The following is a 23,792-nucleotide window of genomic DNA, read 5'->3' as shown; positions in this document are numbered from 1 at the left end:
GTCTAAGCCTAAAGCGCGTCGCGATCTTTCAGATTCGCTCGTCGCGCTTTAGGTCTTTGTTTTTACGCATGTCGTTATCGCAAAACCGCTGCACAGTTTTGCGCGACATGCTTTAGCGACCGGAAGGACCATGCATCGCCCTCAACCGACGAATCGTCTCGCAGCCGCCAGGCTTTGATGAAACTGTCGTCTTTCTGCCGGCCGCTTCGGCCGCAGCTTCCACCAGTTGAAAAGCATATTCCACCGCTGCTTCCGTATCATCGTGGGAGAGTTTTTCAGCTTGGCAGCGGGTCTCGAGCGACCGTCTGATCCGGCGTTTGATTGCAGGCATAACGGCGCCATCCGCGTGAGCGAAAAGCTGTCGCAGGCAGCTGGTGGCGACCACTTCGGAAACCAGAAGTTTTCCTTCGATTTCACCGAGCGTCGGCACGGCAAATCGCGCTCCTCCAGTCTGACAGTCACGATCTGTAACCAACATCGTCGTTCTCCTGTTGCTTCGGCTTTCAATCATTTGTCGTTGAGCGCTCTTTTCACGCGGCGCAGGATCACCGATCGTCCCTCATGCATCCTAGCCGACGGGAACATCGCCCGCTTTGCGTCAGATCAACGAATGGGAGAGCGAGAAAGGTTAGGGTTGCCTATCTCCAGCAAGAAAGGCGATCTGGTCATGACCATCAAAACTGTTTTGAGTGTCCTCGGCGTCAATCACTTCGATGAAGACCTGAAGGGTGCCATCGACTTTTGCGAAACTCACGGCGCCCATCTCACCGCAATGCTGATTTCGATGGGTGCAGCGCCCCCTATCGGTTCCTACGAGGTCATCTCGACCGTCTGGATCGAAGAACGACAGCGCGAAATCGATCGCCTGGCCGGTAAGACTTCCGATATCAAAGCGATCCTTGCAAGGAGTGGAACCTCCTTCGAGGTGCAGGAGATCTACACCGAATTCGCCTGGGCGGATGAAGATATCGCCGAGCGAGCACTCTATGCCGATCTCGTCTTGATCGGCCCGCAGGCCGCCCGTGACGAAGAACTTCGGCGCAGAGTTATAGACGGCGCCCTGTTCCGGTCGCCGACACCGATGCTGATCAACCCCAAAAAGACGAATGTCGGGCTTGGCCCAAAGGCGATCCTGCTGGCTTGGGACTCCAGCGACGAGGCTTCGCGCGCGGCACGTCAGTCGATCGATTTCCTGCGGGCTGCCGAATCCGTGCATGTTACCCTCGTCGACCCACGGGCCTCATCATCCGCGAATGGTGAAGAACCAGGCGCTGACGTTGCCACCTTTCTGGCACGGCACGGGGTAAAGGTTGATGTGGATTGCGTCGCAAGCGGCGGTCGTCGCGTCGATGAGGTGCTGCGCCAGCATGCCGTCGATGTCGATGCCGACATGATCGTCATGGGCGCATATAATCATTCTCGACTGCAGCAGCGTCTTTTTGGCGGAGTAACGCAGTCGATGCTGGGGGAAATCAACATTCCTCTGTTCCTCGCCCACTGAGCAAGACGCCCCGGGGGTAAATCCCCCGGGCGTCTTTCATCGGTGTTTCGGTCAATCAACCGGAAGCGCCGTTCGACCGGTAACGCTTCGGACAAATATGCCATAAAAAATGTGCTCAGACGCCGAGTCCGTTGGCTGGGCCTGCGGCTTGAGCGCGCCGATTTCCCACCAGTCGGAGTGTTTTTGCAACAACGACCAGGCGTGCAACCTTTCACTGCGCCAAAGGTCTGTATCCGGAAACTCCTCGAACCGCCCATCGACGACGACACTGGTCCACCCCCTGCCGGCGCTACGCTGGTCAATTTGCAAGCAGACGTTTTCGTTCATGCGCATCCAGTCGACTTTTCGGCCGGGCATTGAAAAACTGTAGATCGCACCTTTTGCATAAGCGAAATAGATCGGAACCACGTAGGGTTGGTTATCCTTGCAACAGGCCAGGTGGCCAAACCGCGCCTGTTCAAGAACGGCGAAGCATTCTGCTTGCGTCAGGTCTTTCAGGATGTAGCTCATCGGTAAATCTCCTTGCCGCTCTCCCTCCTTCATGAGGACATTGGATATCAGGATCGCGCTTTCGCGTTTCAGCAACCTTGATCTTCGTCAAAGCGCAAGTCGCACGGGCAGGCGATGCTAGCTTCAATCATCGAGAGGACATCCGCCATGAAAGCGCAATTTCATTTGCCCCTCGCCACCTATCCAGACGCAAGCTCCTTTTCGCTCCTTCAGAATGCTGTCGCTGTTTCCCATCACCAAAAGGCCGATTTGACGGCAAGCATACCGCTGGTCAGGATGGAGCCTGTTCAGCCGCGATTTCCATCTTTCATTGACCTAGAAAAAAAGCGTGCGGAGGCCGAGCGCTTCAGTAACGACAATGGAACCGTTCTCGGGCAGACGCTTCGTGATTATGCGAAGAAAGCCGAGGTGGAGGTGGAGATCCAGCCATTCGACACGAGCGAGCCGTTTGTTGCACAGACCCTTGCCGAGCTGTCACGCGCATACGATCTTTCAATTTTGGAAGCCTCTGAATTGATGAGGCCGCTGATCGAGAGCGTGCTGTTTGAAGGCGGTAGACCGCTCCTGCTTTTCCCCTCGGACAATTTTTGCGGCCGGATCGATGCTGTTGCCGTCGCCTGGGATGGAGGAGCCACCGTCGCGCGGGCACTGACAGGCGCCAGGCTCTTGCTGGAACAGGCCTCGCGTGTTGTCCTGATTTCCGTCACCGACGATAAGCAGATTGACGAACGCAGCCGAGATTACCTTGTGGCCGCGCTAGGGAAGGCCGGCCTTGCCGTCGATGTCACGGCCGTCCAAGCGAACGGAGATTCGCCAGCCAGCGTCATCCAAGCTGCGGCTCTGGAACGCAAGGCAGATTTGCTCGTCGCCGGCGCGTTCGGTCATTCAAGGCTGCGCGAATTCGTCCTGGGTGGGGTCACACGGTCACTGTTGACGCGCCTTGAAATACCCGCTCTCCTTTGCCCCTAGTAGAGTGCACGCAGTGCGTTGCCGATGACGGCAACATCGATCACTTCCTGGAGAAGCGCGCCCTGCACAGGTGTGAGGTATCCCAGGCCCGCACAAACCATCGCGATCACCGAAAGACCGATGCCGCAACCGACGCTCTGAAGAGCGATCGCACGGGACCGCCGCGCGATTTGCAGCAGAGTTCCGATCTGCCCCAGGTCGTCGCGCACCAACAGGACGTCTGCCGCTTCGGCGGCGGCGGCAAGATTGCGCCGGCCAACGGCGACACCGACATCGGCGGCGGCAAGTGCCGGCGCATCGTTGACGCCATCACCGATCATCATGACGCGCCCGTAGGCTCTCTCGGCCGCCACTGTTTCGACTTTCCTGGCCGGCGTAAGCTGAGCGCTGATCTGATCAAGACGAAGAGCAAGACCAACAGCGCCGGCGACTTCGCTCCTGTCGCCAGTCGCGAGGCTGAGCCGCTTGACGCCCAGACGCCGGAGATCCGCGATCACCAGGGCGGCATCCTTGCGAACCGGATCCGCCATGACGATCGTACCGGCAAGGGTTCCATCGACCGCCACATAGGCTGTGACTATGCTCTTGTCCTTCGGGCCAGGGCGGGTCGCGGACTTGATCTTTTCGGCAATGAAATCCCACCCGCCGACGGCTACCTTGCGCGCATCGACATATCCCTCGATGCCTTCTCCGGGCACTTCTGCGAGCTGGACCGGTTTGGCGAGCTTGAGGCCACGTCGCTTCGCTTCTTCGACAATCGTTTGACCAATCACGTGGGCAGAGGCTTGATCCACGGATGCTGCAAGACGCAAAAGCTCGTCCGCATCCCGATCCGTTTCAATGCTGACGACAGCAGGCTCTCCAGTCGTCAGCGTGCCTGTTTTGTCGAAGACCACGACCGAGATCGTCGCAAGGACTTCAAGGACATGAGCTCCTTTGACCAGGACACCCGCGCGCGCAGCCTTCGACATTCCTGCCACAAGGGCGACGGGGACGGCGAGGATCAGCGGGCAAGGCGTCGCGACGACGAGAACCGCAACAATCCGGGCAGGATCGCCTGACAACCACGCGGCTAGGCCGGCGATCACCAGGGTCATCGCCAGGAAGGCGAGGGAGAAGCGATCAGCCAACCGCGATATTGGCGCTTTTGAGCTTCGCGCCTGGCTCACCATCCGGACAATTCCGGCATATGTGCTTTCGCTCGCTGAGCCGGAGGCAATCATTTCGAAAGCATCGCCGAGATTGGAAGAGCCGCTCATAATCAGCTCACCGCTGCCCCGCCGTACCGGCAGCGATTCGCCGGTGAGAGCTGATTCGTTCAAGAGCGTGTGGCCGGCTATAACCTTGCCATCGACAGGGACCACGTCGCCTTTGCGGACGAGCAGCCTGTCTCCCGGGAGAAGCGCAGCGATGGGTACCTCGGATAGGCCAGATGCGGTGATACGAACGGCACGGCGCGGCGCGCGCGACAGAAGTTCGCTCATACCGCTCTCCGCGCGCCTTTGCGCAAAGCTCTCCAGGAACTGCCCACCTGCATACATGACGGCAACGATGGCGCCGGCAAAATATTCGCCAAACCAGAGCGCGGCACTCATGGACAGGGCGGCGATGAGATCCAGGCCGATGTCGCCGCGTCTCAAACTGAGGGCGACGTCAACAGAAAGCGCGACTATGACAATGACCGTTGCGCTGACCAGAGCGGTGGTGGACCAGAAAAGTAAACCTGCATGCCACCATCGCAGCAGACCGCCGGCGATGAGGCCGGTGATTGCAATAGCCGCGAGCGAAAGCGGCCAGATGCGTTGAATAAGCGCAGAAATTCCAGTTTCTGGAGCTTCGGGCAGAGCGACGGTCTCAGGCATCGACATGTTCGGCACCGGTCTGTTTGACTGAGGCGCTTGTTGCCGCATACGCGGCGTTGCCGGCCACATCGGCTGCGAAAGCAACAGCGATGCCTGTGGCCTCGTGGTCCGGGGTAAATGGCCCCGGCGGAGGGACGGGCCAGTCGACGGCTTTCGTGAGCTGAACCATAGGAAAGCCTCTCGGGTCACATAATATCTAAGATATCATCGGCCAACCGGACGAGGAGACATTGATCCATGACAATGACGCCCCTGGTTGTTCGCTCTTAAAAATTCGGACAGCAAACTGACAGCTTTGTCGCCCTAAGCATTCGGTCGTCGCCTCACGGGGCAAATGCAAAGGACCAAATCATGAAGCTGAAACTGATCGTCGCCATCGCAGCCGCAGCCGCAGCTCCGGCGCTGGCATTTGCTAGCCCCAGCTGCACCAAAGAGCCGCAATCAAAGTGGATGTCCGAAGATGCCATGAAAGCGAAGATCGACCAGATGGGCTACAAGGTGCGGACATTCGAAATCACCGGGAACTGCTACGAAATTTACGGCAAGGACAAGGCCGGCAACCGTGCTGAAGTCTATTTCAATCCGGTTTCCGGTGACATCGTCCAGAAAGGCGACTGAGCGATGACGGCAATTTCGTCAAAGAAGGAGGGCCCCCGGCCCTCCAGCGCTCCCCGCGACACCATAAAAGTGTGGGACCCCATCGTCAGGCTGTTTCACTGGACCATCGTGACGGCCTGTACACTCAACCTATTTTTCTTGGAGGAAGGAAAATATTGGCACCGGGTCACAGGTTATGTCGTCGCCGCAGCCATTGCCACGAGAATCGTATGGGGCTTTGTCGGGACAAAACATGCGCGGTTCAGTGACTTCTTTCCAACGCCGACCAGGGTGATGCGCCAGATGGTCGATATCCTCCGTGGCGCAGAGCAACGGTATATCGGACATAATCCTTTGGCATCGCTGATGATGCTGTGTTTGATGGCGCTTCTTGCAGCAACCGCATTGACCGGCTGGATGACGACGCTTGATGCGTTCTGGGGTGAGAAGTGGCTCGAGCGATTGCATGGTACCATCGCAAACGGCATCATGGTTCTCGCCTTTGTCCATGCCGGCGCAGCGATCTTGGAGAGCTGGAGACACAAAGAAAACCTGGTCTGGTCGATGGTGACGGGTCGGAAGAAGGCATGAGAATTCTTCTTATCGAAGATAGCGCACGGCTTCGCGAACTTCTTTGCGAGGCCGCAAGGGACGCCGGATGGCGAATTGACGCCTTTGCCAGCGCAGAAGAAGGCCGACTGGCCCTCGAAACAGTCAGCTATGACCTTCTCCTTCTCGATCTTGGCTTGCCGGACGAGGACGGTCTCAACGTCTTGAAGTCGCTCCGGCTTGCGAAGAGCCAGATACCCGTCCTCGTCCTCACCGCGCGCGGAGCCATTGATGAACGTATCGCCGGACTGGACGCCGGAGCGGACGACTATCTCGCCAAGCCATTCCACAATGGCGAACTCATCGCGAGGATTCGCGCCCTGATGCGCCGGGCACCCGTCACCGCAATGCCCATCCTGGAATTCGCGGCGGTCGACTTTGACGTCGCATCCCGACAGGTCACCTGCAACGGTTCGGAAATCGCTCTGGCGCCATCGGAAAAGGCGTTGCTTGAATTGCTGATGCGGCATGGAGGTCACGTCGTTTCCAAACAGAAAATAGAGCATGCCTTTTCTGAATTCGGCGATGAACGCAGCAGCAACGCCGTCGAACTCGCGGTTTCTCGGCTGAGAAAAAAGCTGGAGGGGCATCCGATCGAAGCTGCCATCGAAACCGTACGGGGCGTCGGCTACATGTTGCGCGAGGTCCGCGGTTGATCCGGGCAAATCCTACACTGGCGACAATTCTGACGCGGCGAATTGCGTTTTTCGCAATGCTTGCAATGCTCGTGCAGCTCGCCGTCATTTTCTCTGACTATTATTGGAATGTGGGCGAGCTCTCGCGCTTGTTTGTCGAGCAGGAGACCGGGAGACTTGCTTCCGGCGTTGGCGATGCCAGTGGTGGCGTCACTTATCGGCTCCCGGAAGAAATAGAGCAGCGCTATTCGAATGCCAAGACAGGCTATATCGCACGGATTCGAGATGCGTCCGGGAAAGTGATCTTCGAATCCTGCGACGATGCGTGTGAGAGCCGTTTCCTTCCAAAGGACGTCAATCCACCCGACTTCTGGCTGCGAACGCTCATTCCGGGGAAGCCGCTCACATTGGTCGGAGGGCGGGCGTTTTTTGTCGGCCACCAGCGCATTGTCGTTGACGTAGCGACGATGGGCGATCCACAGAATGTCATATCAGAAGTCTTCTGGAACGAGATTCTCGAGCACATGATCGTGCCGATGAGCATTCTTCTGGTGCTTGTTCTCGGTGCGACATTGCTGTCCGTGCGACGCGCCCTGAAACCCGTACAAGCGGCGGCCAATGCAGCAGACCTGATTGATCCCCTGGACTCCATGTCCCACCTGCCGTTTCAGGAGATGCCGCGTGAGGTCGCTCATCTCGCCGTAGCCGTCAATCGCGCCTTTGAGCGCGTCGGCGAACTCATGAAATCCCAAAGGGTACTGACGTCGGGTATCGCGCACGAGGTTCGTACCCCGCTTGCCGCGATCAAGCTCGAACTCGGCCGCATCGATCATCCCAGGGCGCGTAAAGCCGAAGCCGACCTTGACGACCTCGTAGACTTCGTCAGTCAGCTTACCGCACTTGCTCGCCTGGACTCGTTCGATCACGGAATGTTCGAGGAGATTGATCTTGCCATGTTGTGCTCGGAGGTCGTTACGCAGCTAGCGCCGTGGGTTTACGAGAACGAGCACTCGCTTGAGCTTTCGATTCAAGCGCACGACGTGTTTGTGAAGGCTGTTCCGGCCTTATTGAAGGATGCGTTGCGCAATCTGATAGAGAATGCGGTGCACCACACGCCAAATGGCACAAACATTGTTGTAAGGGTCGGCACGAAGTGTGTTGAGGTCGAAGACAGGGTCGCGTCGGTACAGCAAGCGCCTGCCGATCCGGTTTATCGGTCTGACGGCCTCGGAATAGGCCTCAAGATCGTCGAACGGATTGCCGAGCTGCACAAGGGATCGCTTCGCAATACTCTGACAAAGCATGGTCACACATTCTATCTGGAGCTGGCGAGGACGGAGGGGCGCTGAGATCTGGAATGGCCTCAAGACAATGCAATTCTCGCTGCCACACATGCGACACGCATCGAAAAGAAGGCGTGCTCGGCAAGAAGGCGAACGGCATCGGCAATGGTCGATTATGCGAACAAGCGCTCACGCCAGCACCAAGCCGGCAATTCCGGCAAAAGTCGCGACACTGCCGGCGATCGCGAAACGAACCGCATAGGCGATGCTCCCCATGCTTGCTGCAAGAACAGCTTTCGCAAGCAGATTGGCGAATGCGGCGACCGCTATGGCGCGAGCGGCCGCATCCGCCGGCACCTGGATGGATGACAGTTTAGCCACGGCAAGTGTTATCGCATCGAGATCGCCCAGTCCCGTGATGAACGCAAGGGCGACCAGCGACTGAGTTCCGAAGACGATCAGGGTCATGCGTGTCAGGACCGTCACGACGGCGAGAACAAGCGCGAAACGCAGCACGACCATCACCTCAAGTGGGTTTCGCGGCAAGAAATCAGTGCTGTCATCCGTGCGCCGCAACGATGCGGCGAGGCCGCCTCCCATGGCGAAGATCACAGCAGCGGGCGCGAGCGATGGAGCCAGCTCTCTGAAAACAGCCGGTGCAATGACGCCGCAAATCAAAAGCACTCGGGCGAGGGAAACGGCACCCGCCAGCATCGCTCCCGCTGAAAGCAGTGGTGAGAGGGCAGGCATCTGTGTCGACTGGCGGGCAAAGGAAAGCGTCAGGGCTGTCGACGAGACGATGCCGCCGCTGGCCCCGGTCAACAGGATTCCAGCGCGGGCACCGCTGAGCTTGATCAGGATATAACCGACAAAGGAAACAGTTCCCACCAGGATCGTCAGCATCCAAAGCTCGAAGGGGTTGATCGCCTGCCAGGGATCGACCGGCTCATTGGGCAGGATCGGGAGGATGACGACCGTCATCGTCAGCAGAATCAGGGCCGCCCTGAGCTCGAGCCAGGTCAATTGACGAAGAAATCCATGCAGCGGTTCCCGCGCGGCGAGAAGGGCTGTTATTGCAACAGCGCTTGCCGCCGTCGCCGTCATATCGGCAACGACTGCGCCGAAGCCCAGCGCGAAGACCGTTATTGCCGCAATGGTACCGGTTGCGCTGTAGTCTTTGTCATGTGTTGCCTGCATGCGGCTGAAAACGAGAATTGTGACGCAAAAGGAAGCAAAGATAGCCGTCGGCAGAATTGGCCCTGTCACGGGCTGCAGGAAACCGCAGAAGCCGCCCAGGAAACTGGACAGGCCATAGGTGCGGATCCCCGCCACTCTTTTGCCCGGCGCGGCCTCACGATCCTGCCAGCCGCGCTCGATGCCGACCAGGATACCGATCGCAAGCGCGAGGCTGAGGCGCTGGAAAGCTTCTGTCGTTACCAATGATATCATCATCTGATGGTCCAGACGTGCCGGCCCATCCATCGCTGAAGGCACCTGCGCCGCCTATATCGTTGCCGTTCATCCGCAAGCTGCTGTCAGCGACATTCGGACAGATTTGCTCCACGAACTGCTAATATGCCGAGTACAACACGAAGAATGCCGGAGGTCGAAGCATTCCAAACGAAGAGCGCTCGTTGCGTATCTCATGCTTATCCCAATCAGCCTTCAGATACTCGTGCAAGCGACCTGCCACCAATTCAAGCCTTCACCGCCTCAACGCCGGCACTTCGTCCCTGTAGACGCCTTCGCCCCGTAAAGTGGTGGCGGCATCGCTCGCATCGCGGATCATGGCGTATTTGACCTGGGTGACTTTGAGGTCGCGGTACCAGTCGACAAGTTCCCCCCAGGGATCAGTGATCTTGGACAGACCGGAGATGAAGGCGACGACCGTGCCTATCTCGGTCTTGCCAGTGACGACATAATAGCCGCCGAGCGCGAAGATGCCGACATAGCCGACCTGCGTCATCAGATTCATCAGAAAATTCATGGTGAACTTGATCCGGTAGATGCTCATATTGGTCGAGAAGAGCCTCTGCACCCGGCCGCTCTGGGCGTCGAGAGCATCGCTGGTGACGACGTGCCGGACCATCCCCTCGCTGACGTGTCGCATCACCGTGATCTTGGTCTCGACCCGGCGGTTGATCGCCAATTGCATCAGCGGCACGAAGCCGATCTGCGGCAAAAAGACGAGGGCGACGGCAAGCGCCATCAGCGGCTGCAGGTAGATCATGTAACCGCCGACCGCAATCAGGATGCCGGCCTGCAACAGCGGCTCCGAAACGCTGGTGCCAACGAAGCCGCCGACGGGTTCTGCCTCGGCCAGGACGATCGAGAGCTGAACACCTTCGGCAAGTGCATCGACGGGAGATTCGTGAGAGCACTCGGATGCGGCGAGCACGCCCATGCGAAGCCAGCGGATCGCGACCTCGCCGATCCATCCGCGATAGAGGTTCAGCGCCAGCTTGGTCAGACCTTCCAGAAGGGCGAGGCCGAGATAAGCGAAAACAAGAATCAGGATGGCCTGATAGGAAGCGCCCCCTGTGGCCGCGTTGATGATGCGCCTTTGCACCTCAAGCGGCGCGGTGCCGGCGAGGAAGAGGAGGATCGAAAGGGCGGCGATCGCGATCTGATGATGGCGACCCATGAGGAGTACGAAACCGAACAGGTTTTTCGGCATTTGACGTCCTGACCCCTCACCCTTCCGATGAGGTGACGAGTTTTTCCATGTCGGGAAAGAGAAGTGCGGACGCTGCCGACATTGCGAGCATCGACGTGGCCAGCAGTTGCGCCATGCGATCGTTGAGAGCCGGGTGTTCCATGGTTTTCCCTCGAGTTCAGCCCAGTCTGGCCTCGGTCTCCGGCGGCGGGATTGCGACGCCGTAATAGGGATCGACCCAGACGAGCTGGTCCTTGATCGACGTCACGCCCGCGACTTTCGCAGCGAGACGTTCGCGTTCGTCGAAGATGGTGCCACTCAGCTCGGCAACGCCGTTCGCGACCCGGCAATGGATGAAGCCGTTGCGGCTCCAGCTCTGCCTGGCAAGCTCGGCGTCGATCGCTGCCTGGATCTGTGCATCGCCTGCGGAAACGGCGGCGGCCGGCAGGGCCTGCGAGAGTGCGCGCAGCAGGTCGGAGCGGGCAACGATGCCGACGAGCCTGCCGTCGGCGACGACGGGCAGGCGCTTGACGTCCTGGCGCTCCATCAGGCTGACGGCGTCGGCGATGGAGGCGGTTGGCGCGATCGCGCTGACCGGCACGGTCATCACCTCCTCGACCCGCCGTCCATGGGCGCGGACATATTCGTCGGCGATCTTGCCGGAGCTGGTCAGCCATTCGAGCAGCCAGGAACGCTTGCGCTCTGTGTTCAGTTCGCTACGGCGCAGGAAATCGCCTTCGCTGACGATGCCGACGAGTGCTCCGTTGGCATCAACGACCGGCAGGCCGCTGATCTTGTTATCGAGCATTCGCTTCGCGGCTTCGGCAACGGAACAGGATGCCGGTACAGTAATCGGTGGCGAGGTCATGATGGCTTGAACGAGCATTTTCAACTCCTGATGAAGGCAAGTTTGGGATCCCGTCGGTGGCGCTCCGAAGCTTTCGAATGGGTCAGCATTAGCCGACGAACCATTGGCTGGATATCGATCGCTTCGGAGGGCGGCCGCGCTTTGAACCGGTGGGAAGAAGATAGCGTCGATGAAAGCGGGATGCTTTGATCAACGTCAAAATTGAAGAGACAAACAGACATGGACGCGGGCGGCGGCACAGGGCATTTTGCGCATCAGCCGGCGCGCCGCCATGGTAACGCTCCGCCGTCCGTATGAGATCAATGATCAACGCATGTTACGGTACAGCCGTTCTGCTCCTGTCGGAAATATCGGCGTCCCGCCGCTTCGGAGCGGCAGGGATGCTGTGCAGCGGCCAGCTAAAGCGCGTCGCAATCTTTCAGATTCGCTCCTTGCGCTTTAGGTCTTTGTTTTTACGCATGTCGTTGTCGCAAAACCGCTGCACACTTTTGCCCGACATGCGTTAGGCAGCGGACTGTCCCTGCGTCGCGAATGCGCTCGCCTGCCTGGCGATGTCGAGCACCATGCGCCCCTCGATCGTTCCCGCCTTCAGACCGGCAAAGATATCGTTGACATCATCGAGCGGCGCCTTGGCAATCTCGGCCCGGACGCGGCCCTCGGTGGCAAATGCGAGCGCTTCATCGAGGTCACGGCGCGTTCCGACGATCGAACCACGCACGGTGATGCGTTTCAGCACCACGTCGAAGATCGGCATCGGGAAATTGCCCGGCGGCAGACCGACAAGGCTGACGGTGCCTTTGCGGCGCACCATGCTGAGTGCCTGCGAGAGAGCAGGTGGAGAGACGGCGGTGACAAGCACGCCATGCGCGCCGCCGCTCGTCACCTTCAACACTTTCTCGATTGTGTCTTCGGACAGCGCATTGAATGCGAGATCGGCGCCGACCTGGCGGGCGAGGTCGAGCTTGGCGGCAGCGACATCGAGGGCGATTACCTTGAGGCCCATCGCCTTGGCATATTGGATCGCGACGTGACCGAGGCCGCCGACACCTGATATCGCCACCCACTCACCGGGCCGCGCCTCGGTTTCCTTCAAGCCCTTGTACGTCGTGACGCCGGCGCAGAGGATCGGCGCGATCTCGGCGAAGTTGACGTTTTGGGGAAGGCGGGCAGCGAAGGCGGCGGAGGCGATGACATATTCGGCAAAGCCGCCGTTGCAGCTGTAGCCGGTATTGTGCTGGTGTTCGCAAAGCGTTTCCCAGCCGGTTTCGCAATATTCGCAGCGAAGGCAGGCATCGTGCAGCCAGGCGACGCCGACGGCATCGCCTTCCTTGAATTCGGTGACGCCGGGACCGAGGGCGGCAACGATGCCGGCCGCCTCATGGCCCGGAATGAAGGGCGGCGTCGGCTTGACAGGCCAGTCGCCTTCGGCTGCGTGCAGATCGGTATGACAGACGCCGCATGCGACGACCTTCACCAGGATTTCGCCCGGGCCGGGCACAGGCACAGGCACGCATTCGATTGCGAGCGGTTTGCCGAATTCGCGCACCACGGCCGCCTTCATCAGCTTGTTCGTCATGATCATCATCCTTTCACGATGTTTGTTCGGGGGGATGATGAAGACGGCGACTGGCGGCGCATTGATTCATCGCAAGCGGCCCTCAAAGGCGTTCGAGTCGACGGCGTCCAAATCTTGACGCCGATAAGGCCTGTGCGCACGCCGGCCCGATCTCGCCTGGTGCGACGGGTCAGAGGGCAGTGGCGCCAAGGAGATCGCGATCCCTGTCCCGAGCGCCAGAACATGGTAGCGATGAAACTGCTTCACGAGGTCATCGGCGGACTGACGAAGGAAGTGACCTTAGGCGTCACCATTTCCTGAAACCGTCAATCCAGCCTGGCGGTGAAGACGTAGCCGACGCCGCGCACGGCCTTGATGAATTGCGGCCTCTTCGGATCGGTCTCGATCTTGCGGCGCAGCCGGACGATCTGGGCATCGATGGTCCGGTCGAAGGCTTCGAGATTTCGGCCCCGGGTCAGATCCATCAGCACGTCACGGGTTAGCACCCGGCCGGCATGCCGCACGAAGGTCGCCAGCATGTCGAATTCACCGGTCGTCAATTCGATCTCCGCACCTTCGGGATCGAGAAGCTGGCGGCGGCTGAGATTGAGCTTCCAATCCTCGAAACCGATGATTTCCTCGCTGACCGGGTCGGCATTGCGTGCCGAAGATTGCCGACGACGCAGGATCGACTTCAGCCGTGCATGGACTTCTCTGAGGTGGAACGGTTTGGCGATGTAATCGTCGGCGCCGATCTCCAAACCGACGATCCGGTCGACGACGTCGTCGCGGCCCGTCAGCATCATGATCGGAACATCGGATTGGGCGCGAATTTCGCGGGCAAGATCAAGGCCGTCCGTGCCGCCGGGAAGGACAAGATCGAGCAGGATGGCATCGAAATTCTGCTGGCGCATGCGTACCCGCATCTCGATCCCGTCGGAGGCGGACGAGACAGCGTAACCTTCGTCCTCGAAATAGCGCGTCAGCATCTGACGAATGCGCGGATCGTCGTCTACGACGAGAAGATGCGCGTCATGCTGAAGTGTTGCCATCGCCCATCCGTCAAGCCGCGCTTGTTACAGACTGTTACTGAATTGCACCGTCTTTAACACGCGCGGCATCGGTGTGTCACCAGAAGCCGGTCAATTGTCCTCATCGACAGCACAGAGGGACGATCATGCTGCAGGCAACCCATTTTCACCCCGCTCTGGAGATCGCCAACGCGGCGCTTCTCGGCTCCGAGCCGAACTGCTTGCAGGCGCTTTTCAGAGACCAGCCAGTCGAACATCTGGCCGCCGGCCAGTCACTGTTCTTCGAGAGCGACGTCGCCAAACACCTCTTTGAAGTGGTTGAGGGGAACCTGCGCATCTTCAGGATCATCTCCGATGGCCGCCGGGTCATCACCGGTTTCCTCCATGCCGGCGACATCGTCGGCGTATCGTTGAAGAACCACTATCTCTACAGCGCCGAGGCAGTCACCGATACCAAGGTTCGCCGTTTCTCACGCAAGGCTTTCGAGGCCGAAGTCAGCAACTCGCCGGAGCTGCGGCCGGAGGTCTTCGCCCGGCTTCGCGACGAGATGGCCGCCGCCCAGGATCAGATGGTGCTCCTGTCCTGCAAGGATGCCGAGGAGCGGCTCTGCAGTTTCCTGTTGAAGCAGCTTCGCCGTGACCCGGGCCATTGCCGGTCCAATGCCATCGTCGAGCTGCCGATGACGCGGCTCGACATGGCCGACTATCTCGGCCTGACAATCGAAACCGTGTCGCGGACGATGACGAAGCTGACCAACAAGGGGGTCCTGATGGCGGCCGGCCGCCATTGCGTGCGCATCATGAAATACGCGACACTCGTGCAGCTCTCCGGCGACGATGATGAATATGATGACGACGAACGCGGCTTGATCGGTTACGCCGGAAGGCAGCGCCAATAATCCCGAATTGATGAAAGCCAGAACGCCTAAAGCATGTCGCGCAAAAGTGTGCAGCGGTTTTGCGACAACGACATGCAGAAAAACAAAGACTTAAAGCGCGAAGAGCGAATCTGAAAGATCGCGACGCGCTTCAATGACGCGGCATCGGGCGGTGCGGTTTATATCCCCGCCGCCACTTCGGACGATTGCCACGCGCGGCGCCATCTGCGGACGTCGTTCGCCGTGACCAGGACCACGTCGCCGCCGGACCTCTTTGAACCAAGGCCGCTCGCCACGATTTCACAGAACGCGTCGATGTGCTGAAGCAAGCGGACTTCGGTTGCGCGAGGTGGCGAGGCTATGGATAGCAGTGCGCGCCTGGAGACACCGACCGTTTTCATGCCTGCGCCGAAACGCACATCTATGCGCCCCGACTTGTCTCGCGCATTCAGGCTTGCGGTGACGACATCGTGCGGCACTTTCATCTCCTAAGCGGAAACCTGCGTTGCATGAACGGCTGCCGGCCATTGGTGCTCCCAAATTCTCTCCAAGCTACGACATCGGCGCAGAGACACTTTGACCTCGGTCAACTCGACATCAGTTGCCGTGCGAGTGGACGCCAACATTGATTTAGAACAAGGAAGCTCGCGCAGTTCGACCTCATAAACCATCCTGTTTTTGTCAAAGGATGCGACAATGTCCGACTGTCTGGTCGCCAAGTATGGCGACGCGCGGTTCCCGCGCTACACGAGCTATCCAACGGCGCCAGCCTTTTCAGCCGCTGTGGGACCGGATGAATATGCGGGGGGTCTCGCAAATATTGAAGAAGCCGGACCCGTCTCCGTCTATTTCCACGTCCCATTCTGCCGCTCAATGTGCTGGTACTGCGGTTGTCACACGAGCATCACCCGACAGGATGGCCCGGTTCGCGAATACCTGGATGTCATGAGCCAGGAGATCGAGCTTGTATCCTTTGCTGCCGGTAACGAAGTCCCCGTAAAGAACATTCATTTCGGCGGCGGCACCCCGACGATCATGAGGCCGCAGGAATTTGCTGCAGTGATGGCAAAGCTGCGGAGCGCCTTCAGGTTTGAGGCAGATGCGAGCATTGCGGTTGAAATCGATCCACGCACATTGGCCGTTCCGATGATCGAAGCGCTGGGCGAAAGCGGTGTTGATCGCGCAAGCCTCGGCGTTCAGAGCTTTGACCCGATCGTGCAAGCCACGATCAACCGAATGCAATCTTTCGAGCGGACGGAGATTGCGGTCAGCGGGCTACGCTCCGTGGGCATCTCCAGTATCAACTTCGATTTGATATACGGCCTTCCGAAACAGACCGTGCAATCCTGCATCGAAACCGTCAGACTGGCCGCGCAGCTGCGTCCCGAGCGTTTCGCCGTTTTCGGTTATGCGCACATTCCGGCCTTCAAGAAGCACCAGCGCCTCATAGATGAAGCGTCGCTTCCGGATGCAAAACAGCGAAACGAGCAGGCCGAAGCCATCGCGGAAGAGCTTGTAAAGGCCGGATATGCGCGCATCGGGCTCGATCATTTTGCGCTGCCGGACGATCAACTCGCGGTCGCTGCGCGTAACGGCACGATGAGAAGGAATTTCCAAGGCTATACCACAGATGATTGCAAGACGCTGATCGGCCTCGGTGCTTCGGCGATCGGGCGATTGCCGACCGGTTATATCCAGAACCATGTGCCATTGGGACTGTATCAGGAGCGGGTTGCTTCCGGCATCCTGCCGACAGCCAGGGGATATCTTCTGACCGAAGAGGACAAGCTTCGGGCCAAAATAATCGAGCGGCTTATGTGTGATTTCGAAGTCGATCTCGGACGATTGAGCAAGGAGTCGGGTTTTGACATCGAATTCCTCATTGAGCGAAACGAGCGGCTCAACGACCTGGTCGCCGATGGCGTCGCGACGATTTCCGGAGATCGGATTGTCGTGTCTCAGGACGCACGGTTCATGGTCCGCGCCGTTGCTGCGGCATTCGACGCGTATTTCGGTTCGCACGGGCGCACGCACAGCAAGGCCGCTTGATCGAGAAACCAACCTTGTTCGGCGGTCCGCCTTCAGGACAGGAATGCCGTCGCGAGATGTATCCCGCTATCTCTTTGATCGAGCGCAAAGAGCCCATCGATCAGACAGCCTAGGTTCGGGTGAAAGGAGACCGTGATGACTGGTGCGCAGACCGGGCTATCGAGAGCAACATCCCTGATCGTCCTATTTGCAATCACCCCTGCCAGACCGGTGTCCTGCAACGAATGGGCGTGGTTCCCGCCGCCATGGCGATCGCCCGCCGGCTTGTCCCTGCAGAGGTAAAAGGATGAACAACCCAATCCTGAACAGCTTCGAAGAACTCGAAAGCTGCTATGATCAGCTTGTGTCGTGGTGCGACGTGCTACAGGCAATCGCCGACTTTCTGCCTTGCCATATCGATGAAAGCCTCTGCGGCCGTATTTCACGCGGTCTGATCCCGCTGTTGCTGACGACACACCAACTCGAAGAGCGCTCGATCTCGCCCGCACTCGGGCTGATCATGACGGTCGAGGAGCTGGCCGATGCAAGGGAACGCCGGTACGCCGGTCGTCTATTCGATCATGATGCGGCGCAGCACGTCGTCTTCACGCTGGAAACCCTGAGCGAGGGACGCTGCCGGCTCTCCTGGGAAGCTGTAGGATATCAGTTGCGTTCGTTCTTCTGTTCGCTGCGCAGGCATATCAAGTCGGAACGGGAGATCATCAGGCTGCTTCAACGGGCAATGGAGGATGAACCGGCGTCGCGTTCGCCCAACGTGACTGCTCAGACGGAAACGGCCTGAGCAGCGCGCTGCCAAAGACAATCACGAAGCAATTGCCTCGGGCTTGACGATGATGGTTCTCGTCGTGCGGCACGGCGCGCAAGCGGCGCCGTCCGCACCTGTCGTTCAGTCACTGGGTGATCTGAGCCTGGGTGATCTGCCCGAGGTCGGCATCCAGCCTCTTGCGCACCATGTTCGGCACCTTGGCGATCCTGATCGCGTCAAGATTAGCCGGGTTATCGCCGACCTGGATCAATGCAATCATGCCCATGCCCACGTGTGGCGTGCACTTCAACACATAAGCGCCCGAAACGTCGAACTTCACCTGATACTGCTCGCTCGGCTTGGATTTGAACTCGGAAACGCCGTCGGGGATGAGCCCTTTGAACGTCTCGACATTGTGGCTCTTGTCCGTGGGAATGAACGTTACGGTGTCGCCGGGGGCAATCTTCAGAAAGCCGGGCTCGAACACCATCGCACCGTCGGTGCCGTTGTTCAGCATCTGAACCTGGTGGTCGGCAGCCATCAACGGTGCAGCCGAAGCGATCAAGGCTGCCGTTGCAACGATCAGACCGAATTTCAAACGCATTTGGATATCTCCTGTTCTGCGAGGTCTGATTTACACTCGCGAACATCTTTTAAGACATGCCGGACCCCGGTTCTTTGACGCTGGTCAAATGTGGGAGAAAGCGCGCACTCCGCGCGTTCGCGCGGGCCAAGATGCAAAATCAGAATGGTCACCCTGGATGTCACTTCGCGTCGAGAAGTTCGCGGACCCGCAACGCCAGCTCCTTTGCGGTATAGGGTTTACGCAGCCATTGCGCGCCCGGAACCGTATCATTGCCTGCGAGACCCGGTTCGGAATATCCCGACGTAAAGAGCACGGCAATGTCCGGCCGCAAAATGCGCACCTCTTTTGCGAGTTCGTCACCCGTCATCCCGCCCGGCATCACGATGTCGGTAAAGAGGAGCGCGACGTCAGTATTTTCCTTCAGGAGACCGAGCGCGCGGTGACCGTTTTCGGCTTCACGCACCGTATAGCCCATCGACGCAAGCCTGGCGACGGCCACGCGGCGGACACGCGCGTCATCTTCGACGACCAGCACCACTTCGTCCCCCTGCGGCAGTTGGTTGTCACCGGAGCCATGGTCCGGTGCCGGCTCTTGAGGCTTCGCGCCATTGATGGCGGGGAGATATATCCGGACTGTCGTGCCGCGCCCCACCTCGCTGTAAAGCTGGAGATGCCCGCCCGATTGCTTCACGAAACCATAGACCATGCTGAGCCCGAGACCTGTGCCCGAGCCAACTTCCTTCGTCGTAAAAAATGGTTCTATCGCGTGCTTCTTGACCTCCTCGGTCATACCGGAACCGGTATCCGTCATCGTGACGAGCACGAAGTTGCCGCTGCGCAGCTCCGGATACATTTTCGCATAGTCGGCATCGAGATGGACCCGCGAGATCGTCGTCGTGAGACTGCCGCCCTTGGGCATGGCGTCCCTTGCGTTCAAAGCGATGTTCAGAATGGCGTTCTGGAGCTGCGAGCTATCCACAAGGACATTCAGGCCCGATCCGTCGATGACGGTCGACAACCTGATATCTTCGCCGAGCGTTCGCCGGAGCAGATCCGAAAAGCCGCTCACAAGCTGACCAAGATCTGCGTGCTTTGGATTCAGCGGCTGCCGTCGGCCGAAAGCCAGCAGTTGAGCCGTGAGCACCGCTCCGTCCGCCGCCGCGGCCTGAGCCTCTCCCAGAATTTCACGAAGGCTGCCGGGCGGCAGCTTATCCTCGATCATTTCGAGGTTGCCGCTAATGACGGTGAGGAGGTTGTTGAAGTCGTGCGCGATGCCTCCGGTCAACTGCCCGACAGCTTCCATCTTCTGCGACTGACGAAGATCTTCCTCGATTTTGTAACGGCTGGTGAGATCGCGGATAAAACCGGTGAATATACGCTCTCCGTTCGCCGTCGCCTCGCCGACGTGGAGTTCCATCGGAAACTGGGACCCGTCAGCCCGTTTCCCGGTGACGACGCGCCCGTAGCCGATGATGCGTTTCTCACCCGTATCGAGATAGTGATCGATGTAGCCGTCGTGAGCATCGCGGTAGGGATTCGGCATCAGGTTGCTGACGTTGCGGCCGCAAATCTGGTCTGAAGACATTCCAAACAGCTTTTCGGCAGCCTTGCTGAACGAAAGCACCACTCCCTTGTCATCGATCACCACCATGGCGTCCGGCACGGTGTCGAGGATCGAACTCAGATGCGCTTCGCGGGATTTGACCACCTCTTGAGAGCGTTTCAATGCGCTGACGTCGCTGTTTGTCTCTATGACGGCAAGGTCCCCATCCGGCAGATTGACCAGCACGCAGCGAGACGCGACATGAATGTCATGCCCGCCCTTGTGACGATGAGTGGTTTCACCCTGCCAGAAGCCGCGCGATTTCAACTGTTCGCGGATATTTTCCACTGGTTCGGGGAACTGTGTCGCCAGCAGTTCGTGCACTTTCTCCCCGACGGCTTCTTCTCTTGCCCAACCATACATGTTCTCGCAGCCGATGGACCAATGCGTGATGGTTCCGTCAAACCGATGGATCAGGATGTCAGCTCCGTCCAGCACGTGCACCATCGCATCCAGCTCCTGGGACGACACGGTTCTCGGCGATACGAGGCGGTGGGGCATGAACGTCGATCCTGCGGCTTTGTTGCATCAATGCAAGCTGACCCTATGACAGGATTCCTCCGAAAAATCATCAGCGTCGCCGGACAACCGCGTAAGGCAGGCGAGATTGACGATTCGCAAATCATGTCTGCCCTCGGGAATGACGACGTTTCGGGATGCAAGCTTCGTGAGAGTGCGCGACACGGTTTCAATGGTCAGACCGAGATGGTCTGCAATGTCCTGCCGACTCATAGGGACGCGCAACACGCTTTGCCGCGCCTGAAGATTGCGGCGAGATGCAAGCTTAGCGATGAAACTGCACAGGCGCTCCTCGGCGTTCTTCTTCGAGAGCAGCACCATCTGTTCATGTGCGGCAGCCGTCTCACGGCAGAGCAGGAAGATGTATGCGGTGTGAAGAGCATCCGACCGGGCGACGTCGTCGTCGAAGCTCTTTCGGGATACGCGGCGAATCTTGCATTCGGTAACCGCCTCCGCCGTGAAAAGGAAATCCTTTTGCAGCGATGCGCCGATGAGGTCGCCGGCGAATTGAAACGCGGTGATCACACGGCGACCGTCACCGACGATGCGATAGAGGCGAACAACCCCCTCTACGAGCTGGAAAAGATGTTTCGCCTCGTCGCCTTCCCAGCAGATGGCTCTCCCGGCGGGAACGAGTTCCGTCGCCGAGGTGAGGAAGAGCGCTGACAGAGATTGACCGGCGTGGATTGCCTCGTTCGTCATTTCGGCATGTTCGAACACTTGGTTTTTCTGCATCAGCATCGTCGTGTTCCTCGTTGTCAGTCGGCGCATTGGAACGCCTCTGCGTCACAGCGGAATGATCGGACAGTGCTAACCGGTGAAAGTTTGTAACAGTTTGTAACCGCGGCGGTTCGCCCCGTCTTGCTGTCCTCTCGTTGATGTAGATCAAGGAGCAATTCGCGGCTTCGTGACAGTCCTGGCGAGAAAGCCGGCCACGACGCGGTCGTCGGCGCACTGGGGACGACATCATGAATTACACAACGGAAACGATGGTGATCGCGGTCGCGGCGTTTCTAGCGCTGCTAGGAGCCGCATTCGCACATGATCATCTCTTTGCGGTCCATATGGGCATACTTTGCTTCTGCCTCGCCGTGGGGGCTGCTCTGCTGGTCAGGAACGTTGATTTTTCGCCGGCAGGCCAACGGCGGAAAGTCGATATATCAGGCTATTTCGACGAGGTGATCCGGTATGGCCTGATCGCCACGGTATTCTGGGGCGTGGTCGGCTTCCTGGTTGGCGTGGTCATTGCGCTGCAGCTGGCCTTTCCCGACCTCAACATCGCCCCTTATCTCAATTTCGGAAGGCTGCGGCCCGTTCACACATCGGCGGTCATCTTCGCCTTTGGCGGCAACGCGCTGATCATGACGTCGTTCTACGTGGTGCAACGCACCTGTCGCGCACGTCTTTTCGGCGGCAGCCTGGCCTGGTTCGTATTCTGGGGCTACCAGCTTTTCATCGTGATGGCTGCGACCGGATATGTTCTCGGAATCACCCAGGCCCGTGAATATGCCGAACCTGAGTGGTATGTCGACCTCTGGCTGACCATCGTCTGGGTCGCCTATCTCGCCGTGTATCTTGGAACGATCCTGAAGCGCAAAGAGCCGCACATCTACGTGGCAAACTGGTTCTATCTCGGCTTCATCGTCACCATCGCCATGCTGCACGTGGTCAACAACCTTGCGGTTCCGGCCTCGTTCCTTGGCTCCAAGAGCTATTCTGTCTTCTCGGGCGTCCAGGACGCGCTGACCCAATGGTGGTACGGCCACAACGCCGTCGGCTTTTTCCTCACCGCCGGCTTCCTGGGCATGATGTACTACTTCGTGCCGAAGCAGGCCAACCGACCGGTTTATTCATACCGGCTCTCGATCATCCACTTCTGGGCGCTGATCTTCATGTACATCTGGGCCGGCCCGCATCATCTGCACTACACGGCATTGCCCGATTGGGCCCAGACGCTCGGCATGGTTTTCTCGATAATGCTCTGGATGCCCTCCTGGGGCGGAATGATCAACGGTCTCATGACCCTTTCAGGCGCCTGGGACAAGATCCGCACCGATCCGATCATCCGTATGATGATCGTCGCGATCGCCTTTTACGGGATGTCGACCTTCGAAGGCCCGATGATGTCGGTGAAAACCGTCAATTCGCTCAGCCACTATACCGAATGGACGATCGGTCACGTGCATTCCGGCGCTCTCGGCTGGGTGGGAATGATCACCTTCGGGGCGATCTACTACCTGACGCCGAAGCTATGGGGACGCGAGCGTCTCTACAGCCTGCGGATGGTCAACTGGCACTTCTGGCTCGCAACCCTCGGGATCGTCGTCTACGCCGCCGTGCTTTGGGTTGCCGGCATCCAGCAGGGGCTCATGTGGCGCGAGTACAATTCCCAGGGCTTCCTCGTCTATTCCTTCGCGGAGACGGTCGCGGCGATGTTCCCCTACTACGTGCTGCGCGCGGTCGGCGGAACGCTTTACCTGGCGGGTGGTCTCGTCATGGCCTGGAACGTGTTCATGACGATCCGCGGCCACCTGCGCGACGAAGCTGCAATCCCAACCACTTTCGTGCCCCAACCACAGCCTGCCGAATGAGGTGAGACATGGCATCGATACTAGATAAACATCAGATCCTCGAGAAGAACGCGACGCTTCTTCTCGTCGGCTCGCTGCTCGTCGTGAGCATCGGCGGCATCGTCGAAATCGCACCGCTGTTCTACCTGCAGAACACGATTGAAAAGGTGGAAGGCATGCGGCCGTATACGCCGCTCGAGCTGGCCGGCCGGAACATCTACATCCGCGAAGGCTGCTACCTCTGCCACAGCCAGATGATCAGGCCGTTCCGCGACGAGGTCGAACGCTACGGCCATTACTCGCTCGCCGCCGAGTCCATGTACGATCATCCTTTCCAGTGGGGATCCAAGCGAACCGGGCCGGATCTGGCCCGTGTCGGCGCCCGCTACTCCAACGAATGGCATGTCCAGCATCTCGCGGATCCACGGGCAGTGGTGCCGGAGTCGATCATGCCGCGTTACGCCTTCCTCAAAGAGCAGAGGGTGACGGTCAAGGACGTGGGAATGGACCTGAAGGCCAACGAGGACGTGGGCGTGCCTTATAACGACGACATGCTGGCGAACGCGGAGGCCGACATGAAGGCCCAAGCCGATCCGAACGCAGATACGACGGCCCTGCTTGCCCGCTATCCGAAGGCGAAGACCGGCGATTTCGACGGCGATCCTGCTGCGCTGACCGAAATGGATGCCCTGGTGTCCTACCTGCAGATGCTCGGAACGTTGGTCGATTTCTCGACCTACGACGACGCGACCGGCTACCGATGAGG

23 protein-coding genes are annotated in these 23,792 nt (G+C 59.0%); 11 read left to right on the top strand and 12 right to left on the bottom strand.

Annotated features, from left to right (window positions below):
- Positions 1 to 634 precede the first annotated feature (634 nt).
- Positions 635 to 1,501 (top strand): universal stress protein, encoded by an 867-nt coding sequence (locus tag J3P73_RS00770; RefSeq protein ID WP_130772069.1) that lies wholly within the window; start codon positions 635 to 637, stop codon positions 1,499 to 1,501.
- A 51-nt stretch (positions 1,502 to 1,552) separates the two neighbouring features.
- Here the strand turns inward: J3P73_RS00770 and J3P73_RS00765 are convergent, their stop codons facing one another.
- Positions 1,553 to 2,011: a pyridoxamine 5'-phosphate oxidase family protein gene (locus tag J3P73_RS00765; protein WP_130772067.1), complete on the bottom strand. Its 459-nt coding sequence runs from the start codon at positions 2,009 to 2,011 to the stop codon at positions 1,553 to 1,555.
- A 147-nt stretch (positions 2,012 to 2,158) separates the two neighbouring features.
- On the opposite strand from J3P73_RS00765, the gene J3P73_RS00760 reads away from it, so the two are divergent.
- Positions 2,159 to 2,980 (top strand): universal stress protein, encoded by an 822-nt coding sequence (locus J3P73_RS00760; protein ID WP_130772065.1) that lies wholly within the window; start codon positions 2,159 to 2,161, stop codon positions 2,978 to 2,980.
- Here the strand turns inward: J3P73_RS00760 and J3P73_RS00755 are convergent.
- A complete protein-coding gene (locus tag J3P73_RS00755; RefSeq protein ID WP_130772063.1) occupies positions 2,977 to 4,848 on the bottom strand; it encodes a heavy metal translocating P-type ATPase in 1,872 nt (623 codons plus the stop codon). The two genes, J3P73_RS00760 and J3P73_RS00755, sit on opposite strands and share 4 nt — an antisense overlap.
- Positions 4,849 to 5,193: 345 nt before the next feature.
- Here J3P73_RS00755 and J3P73_RS00750 point away from each other — a divergent pair, with 345 nt between their 5' ends.
- The 4 genes from J3P73_RS00750 to J3P73_RS00735 are packed head-to-tail and all read left to right on the top strand — an operon-like array spanning position 5,194 to position 8,032.
- The gene (locus J3P73_RS00750) at positions 5,194 to 5,460 is read left to right on the top strand and encodes a PepSY domain-containing protein (RefSeq protein ID WP_130702381.1); all 267 of its coding nucleotides are present in this window, start codon (positions 5,194 to 5,196) and stop codon (positions 5,458 to 5,460) included.
- A gap of 3 nt (positions 5,461 to 5,463) precedes the next feature.
- Positions 5,464 to 6,030, top strand: coding sequence for a cytochrome b/b6 domain-containing protein (locus J3P73_RS00745; protein ID WP_130772061.1), 567 nt, complete (start codon positions 5,464 to 5,466; stop codon positions 6,028 to 6,030).
- On the top strand, positions 6,027 to 6,704 hold the full coding sequence (locus J3P73_RS00740; RefSeq protein ID WP_024323153.1) for a response regulator: 678 nt from the start codon (positions 6,027 to 6,029) through the stop codon (positions 6,702 to 6,704). Before J3P73_RS00745 ends, J3P73_RS00740 begins: the two co-directional genes overlap by 4 nt.
- Positions 6,705 to 6,760: 56 nt before the next feature.
- A complete protein-coding gene (locus tag J3P73_RS00735) occupies positions 6,761 to 8,032 on the top strand; it encodes a sensor histidine kinase (RefSeq protein WP_130772317.1) in 1,272 nt (423 codons plus the stop codon).
- Positions 8,033 to 8,155: 123 nt separating this feature from the next.
- Here J3P73_RS00735 and J3P73_RS00730 read toward each other — a convergent pair whose 3' ends face one another.
- The 6 genes from J3P73_RS00730 to J3P73_RS00710 form a co-directional block, all read right to left on the bottom strand.
- Complete coding sequence (locus J3P73_RS00730) at positions 8,156 to 9,418, bottom strand: MgtC/SapB family protein (protein ID WP_130772059.1); 1,263 nt, start codon at positions 9,416 to 9,418, stop codon at positions 8,156 to 8,158.
- Between the two features lie 253 nt (positions 9,419 to 9,671).
- The gene (locus J3P73_RS00725; protein WP_130772057.1) at positions 9,672 to 10,643 is read right to left on the bottom strand and encodes an ABC transporter ATP-binding protein; all 972 of its coding nucleotides are present in this window, start codon (positions 10,641 to 10,643) and stop codon (positions 9,672 to 9,674) included.
- 16 nt (positions 10,644 to 10,659) lie between these two features.
- A complete protein-coding gene (locus J3P73_RS38055) occupies positions 10,660 to 10,785 on the bottom strand; it encodes a hypothetical protein (protein WP_018070423.1) in 126 nt (41 codons plus the stop codon).
- Between the two features lie 15 nt (positions 10,786 to 10,800).
- Entirely contained in the window at positions 10,801 to 11,508 is a 708-nt protein-coding gene (locus J3P73_RS00720) for a CBS domain-containing protein (protein WP_130772055.1), read from the bottom strand.
- A 484-nt stretch (positions 11,509 to 11,992) separates the two neighbouring features.
- Positions 11,993 to 13,066, bottom strand: a complete 1,074-nt coding sequence (adhP, locus tag J3P73_RS00715) for an alcohol dehydrogenase AdhP (protein ID WP_207579735.1) — start codon at positions 13,064 to 13,066, stop codon at positions 11,993 to 11,995.
- A 305-nt stretch (positions 13,067 to 13,371) separates the two neighbouring features.
- Positions 13,372 to 14,097, bottom strand: a complete 726-nt coding sequence (locus J3P73_RS00710) for a response regulator (protein ID WP_018070427.1) — start codon at positions 14,095 to 14,097, stop codon at positions 13,372 to 13,374.
- Positions 14,098 to 14,222: 125 nt separating this feature from the next.
- Here J3P73_RS00710 and J3P73_RS00705 point away from each other — a divergent pair, with 125 nt between their 5' ends.
- Positions 14,223 to 14,975, top strand: coding sequence for a Crp/Fnr family transcriptional regulator (locus tag J3P73_RS00705; RefSeq protein ID WP_130772051.1), 753 nt, complete (start codon positions 14,223 to 14,225; stop codon positions 14,973 to 14,975).
- Positions 14,976 to 15,133: 158 nt separating this feature from the next.
- Here J3P73_RS00705 and J3P73_RS00700 read toward each other — a convergent pair whose 3' ends face one another.
- On the bottom strand, positions 15,134 to 15,433 hold the full coding sequence (locus tag J3P73_RS00700; protein WP_026170774.1) for a hypothetical protein: 300 nt from the start codon (positions 15,431 to 15,433) through the stop codon (positions 15,134 to 15,136).
- 217 nt (positions 15,434 to 15,650) lie between these two features.
- On the opposite strand from J3P73_RS00700, the gene hemN reads away from it, so the two are divergent.
- On the top strand, positions 15,651 to 17,003 hold the full coding sequence (hemN, locus tag J3P73_RS00695) for an oxygen-independent coproporphyrinogen III oxidase (protein ID WP_018070429.1): 1,353 nt from the start codon (positions 15,651 to 15,653) through the stop codon (positions 17,001 to 17,003).
- A 286-nt stretch (positions 17,004 to 17,289) separates the two neighbouring features.
- The gene (locus tag J3P73_RS00690) at positions 17,290 to 17,784 is read left to right on the top strand and encodes a hemerythrin domain-containing protein (RefSeq protein WP_024323149.1); all 495 of its coding nucleotides are present in this window, start codon (positions 17,290 to 17,292) and stop codon (positions 17,782 to 17,784) included.
- 109 nt (positions 17,785 to 17,893) lie between these two features.
- Here the strand turns inward: J3P73_RS00690 and J3P73_RS00685 are convergent, their stop codons facing one another.
- The 3 genes from J3P73_RS00685 to J3P73_RS00675 all read right to left on the bottom strand — a co-directional run bounded on the left by J3P73_RS00685 (position 17,894) and on the right by J3P73_RS00675 (position 21,227).
- Complete coding sequence (locus J3P73_RS00685; protein ID WP_024323148.1) at positions 17,894 to 18,352, bottom strand: pseudoazurin; 459 nt, start codon at positions 18,350 to 18,352, stop codon at positions 17,894 to 17,896.
- A 160-nt stretch (positions 18,353 to 18,512) separates the two neighbouring features.
- Complete coding sequence (locus tag J3P73_RS00680; RefSeq protein WP_024323147.1) at positions 18,513 to 20,438, bottom strand: PAS domain S-box protein; 1,926 nt, start codon at positions 20,436 to 20,438, stop codon at positions 18,513 to 18,515.
- Between the two features lie 27 nt (positions 20,439 to 20,465).
- Positions 20,466 to 21,227 carry a Crp/Fnr family transcriptional regulator gene (locus J3P73_RS00675; protein WP_018070433.1) on the bottom strand — a complete coding sequence of 254 codons (762 nt, stop codon included), beginning with the start codon at positions 21,225 to 21,227 and terminating at the stop codon, positions 20,466 to 20,468.
- Positions 21,228 to 21,424: 197 nt separating this feature from the next.
- Between J3P73_RS00675 and ccoN the strand changes: the two genes are divergently transcribed.
- Both ccoN and ccoO read left to right on the top strand, forming a co-directional pair.
- Entirely contained in the window at positions 21,425 to 23,047 is a 1,623-nt protein-coding gene (gene ccoN, locus J3P73_RS00670) for a cytochrome-c oxidase, cbb3-type subunit I (RefSeq protein ID WP_018070434.1), read from the top strand.
- Positions 23,048 to 23,055: 8 nt separating this feature from the next.
- Positions 23,056 to 23,790 (top strand): cytochrome-c oxidase, cbb3-type subunit II, encoded by a 735-nt coding sequence (ccoO, locus tag J3P73_RS00665; RefSeq protein WP_018070435.1) that lies wholly within the window; start codon positions 23,056 to 23,058, stop codon positions 23,788 to 23,790.
- Positions 23,791 to 23,792 lie beyond the last annotated feature (2 nt).

It is taken from the genome of Rhizobium ruizarguesonis, assembly GCF_017357285.1.
In the GTDB taxonomy this organism is placed as follows: Bacteria; Pseudomonadota; Alphaproteobacteria; order Rhizobiales; family Rhizobiaceae; genus Rhizobium; species Rhizobium ruizarguesonis.
Note: the sequence above shows the minus strand (reverse complement) of the source record. Positions and strands in the feature narration are given on the sequence as shown.

What these genes read in the sequence shown, in the direction of transcription:
- J3P73_RS00765 (WP_130772067.1), bottom strand. Translation starts at nt 2,011, where the DNA reads ATGAGCTACATCCTGAAAGACCTGACGCAAGCAGAATGCTTCGCCGTT.
- J3P73_RS00760 (WP_130772065.1), top strand. Translation starts at nt 2,159, where the DNA reads ATGAAAGCGCAATTTCATTTGCCCCTCGCCACCTATCCAGACGCAAGC.
- J3P73_RS00755 (WP_130772063.1), bottom strand. Translation starts at nt 4,848, where the DNA reads ATGTCGATGCCTGAGACCGTCGCTCTGCCCGAAGCTCCAGAAACTGGA.
- J3P73_RS00750 (WP_130702381.1), top strand. Translation starts at nt 5,194, where the DNA reads ATGAAGCTGAAACTGATCGTCGCCATCGCAGCCGCAGCCGCAGCTCCG.
- J3P73_RS00745 (WP_130772061.1), top strand. Translation starts at nt 5,464, where the DNA reads ATGACGGCAATTTCGTCAAAGAAGGAGGGCCCCCGGCCCTCCAGCGCT.
- J3P73_RS00740 (WP_024323153.1), top strand. Translation starts at nt 6,027, where the DNA reads ATGAGAATTCTTCTTATCGAAGATAGCGCACGGCTTCGCGAACTTCTT.
- J3P73_RS00735 (WP_130772317.1), top strand. Translation starts at nt 6,761, where the DNA reads ATGCTTGCAATGCTCGTGCAGCTCGCCGTCATTTTCTCTGACTATTAT.
- J3P73_RS00730 (WP_130772059.1), bottom strand. Translation starts at nt 9,418, where the DNA reads ATGATGATATCATTGGTAACGACAGAAGCTTTCCAGCGCCTCAGCCTC.
- J3P73_RS00725 (WP_130772057.1), bottom strand. Translation starts at nt 10,643, where the DNA reads ATGCCGAAAAACCTGTTCGGTTTCGTACTCCTCATGGGTCGCCATCAT.
- J3P73_RS38055 (WP_018070423.1), bottom strand. Translation starts at nt 10,785, where the DNA reads ATGGAACACCCGGCTCTCAACGATCGCATGGCGCAACTGCTGGCCACG.
- J3P73_RS00720 (WP_130772055.1), bottom strand. Translation starts at nt 11,508, where the DNA reads ATGCTCGTTCAAGCCATCATGACCTCGCCACCGATTACTGTACCGGCA.
- adhP (WP_207579735.1), bottom strand. Translation starts at nt 13,066, where the DNA reads ATGACGAACAAGCTGATGAAGGCGGCCGTGGTGCGCGAATTCGGCAAA.
- J3P73_RS00710 (WP_018070427.1), bottom strand. Translation starts at nt 14,097, where the DNA reads ATGGCAACACTTCAGCATGACGCGCATCTTCTCGTCGTAGACGACGAT.
- J3P73_RS00705 (WP_130772051.1), top strand. Translation starts at nt 14,223, where the DNA reads ATGCTGCAGGCAACCCATTTTCACCCCGCTCTGGAGATCGCCAACGCG.
- hemN (WP_018070429.1), top strand. Translation starts at nt 15,651, where the DNA reads ATGTCCGACTGTCTGGTCGCCAAGTATGGCGACGCGCGGTTCCCGCGC.
- J3P73_RS00690 (WP_024323149.1), top strand. Translation starts at nt 17,290, where the DNA reads ATGAACAACCCAATCCTGAACAGCTTCGAAGAACTCGAAAGCTGCTAT.
- J3P73_RS00685 (WP_024323148.1), bottom strand. Translation starts at nt 18,352, where the DNA reads ATGCGTTTGAAATTCGGTCTGATCGTTGCAACGGCAGCCTTGATCGCT.
- J3P73_RS00680 (WP_024323147.1), bottom strand. Translation starts at nt 20,438, where the DNA reads ATGCCCCACCGCCTCGTATCGCCGAGAACCGTGTCGTCCCAGGAGCTG.
- J3P73_RS00675 (WP_018070433.1), bottom strand. Translation starts at nt 21,227, where the DNA reads ATGCGCCGACTGACAACGAGGAACACGACGATGCTGATGCAGAAAAAC.
- ccoN (WP_018070434.1), top strand. Translation starts at nt 21,425, where the DNA reads ATGAATTACACAACGGAAACGATGGTGATCGCGGTCGCGGCGTTTCTA.
- ccoO (WP_018070435.1), top strand. Translation starts at nt 23,056, where the DNA reads ATGGCATCGATACTAGATAAACATCAGATCCTCGAGAAGAACGCGACG.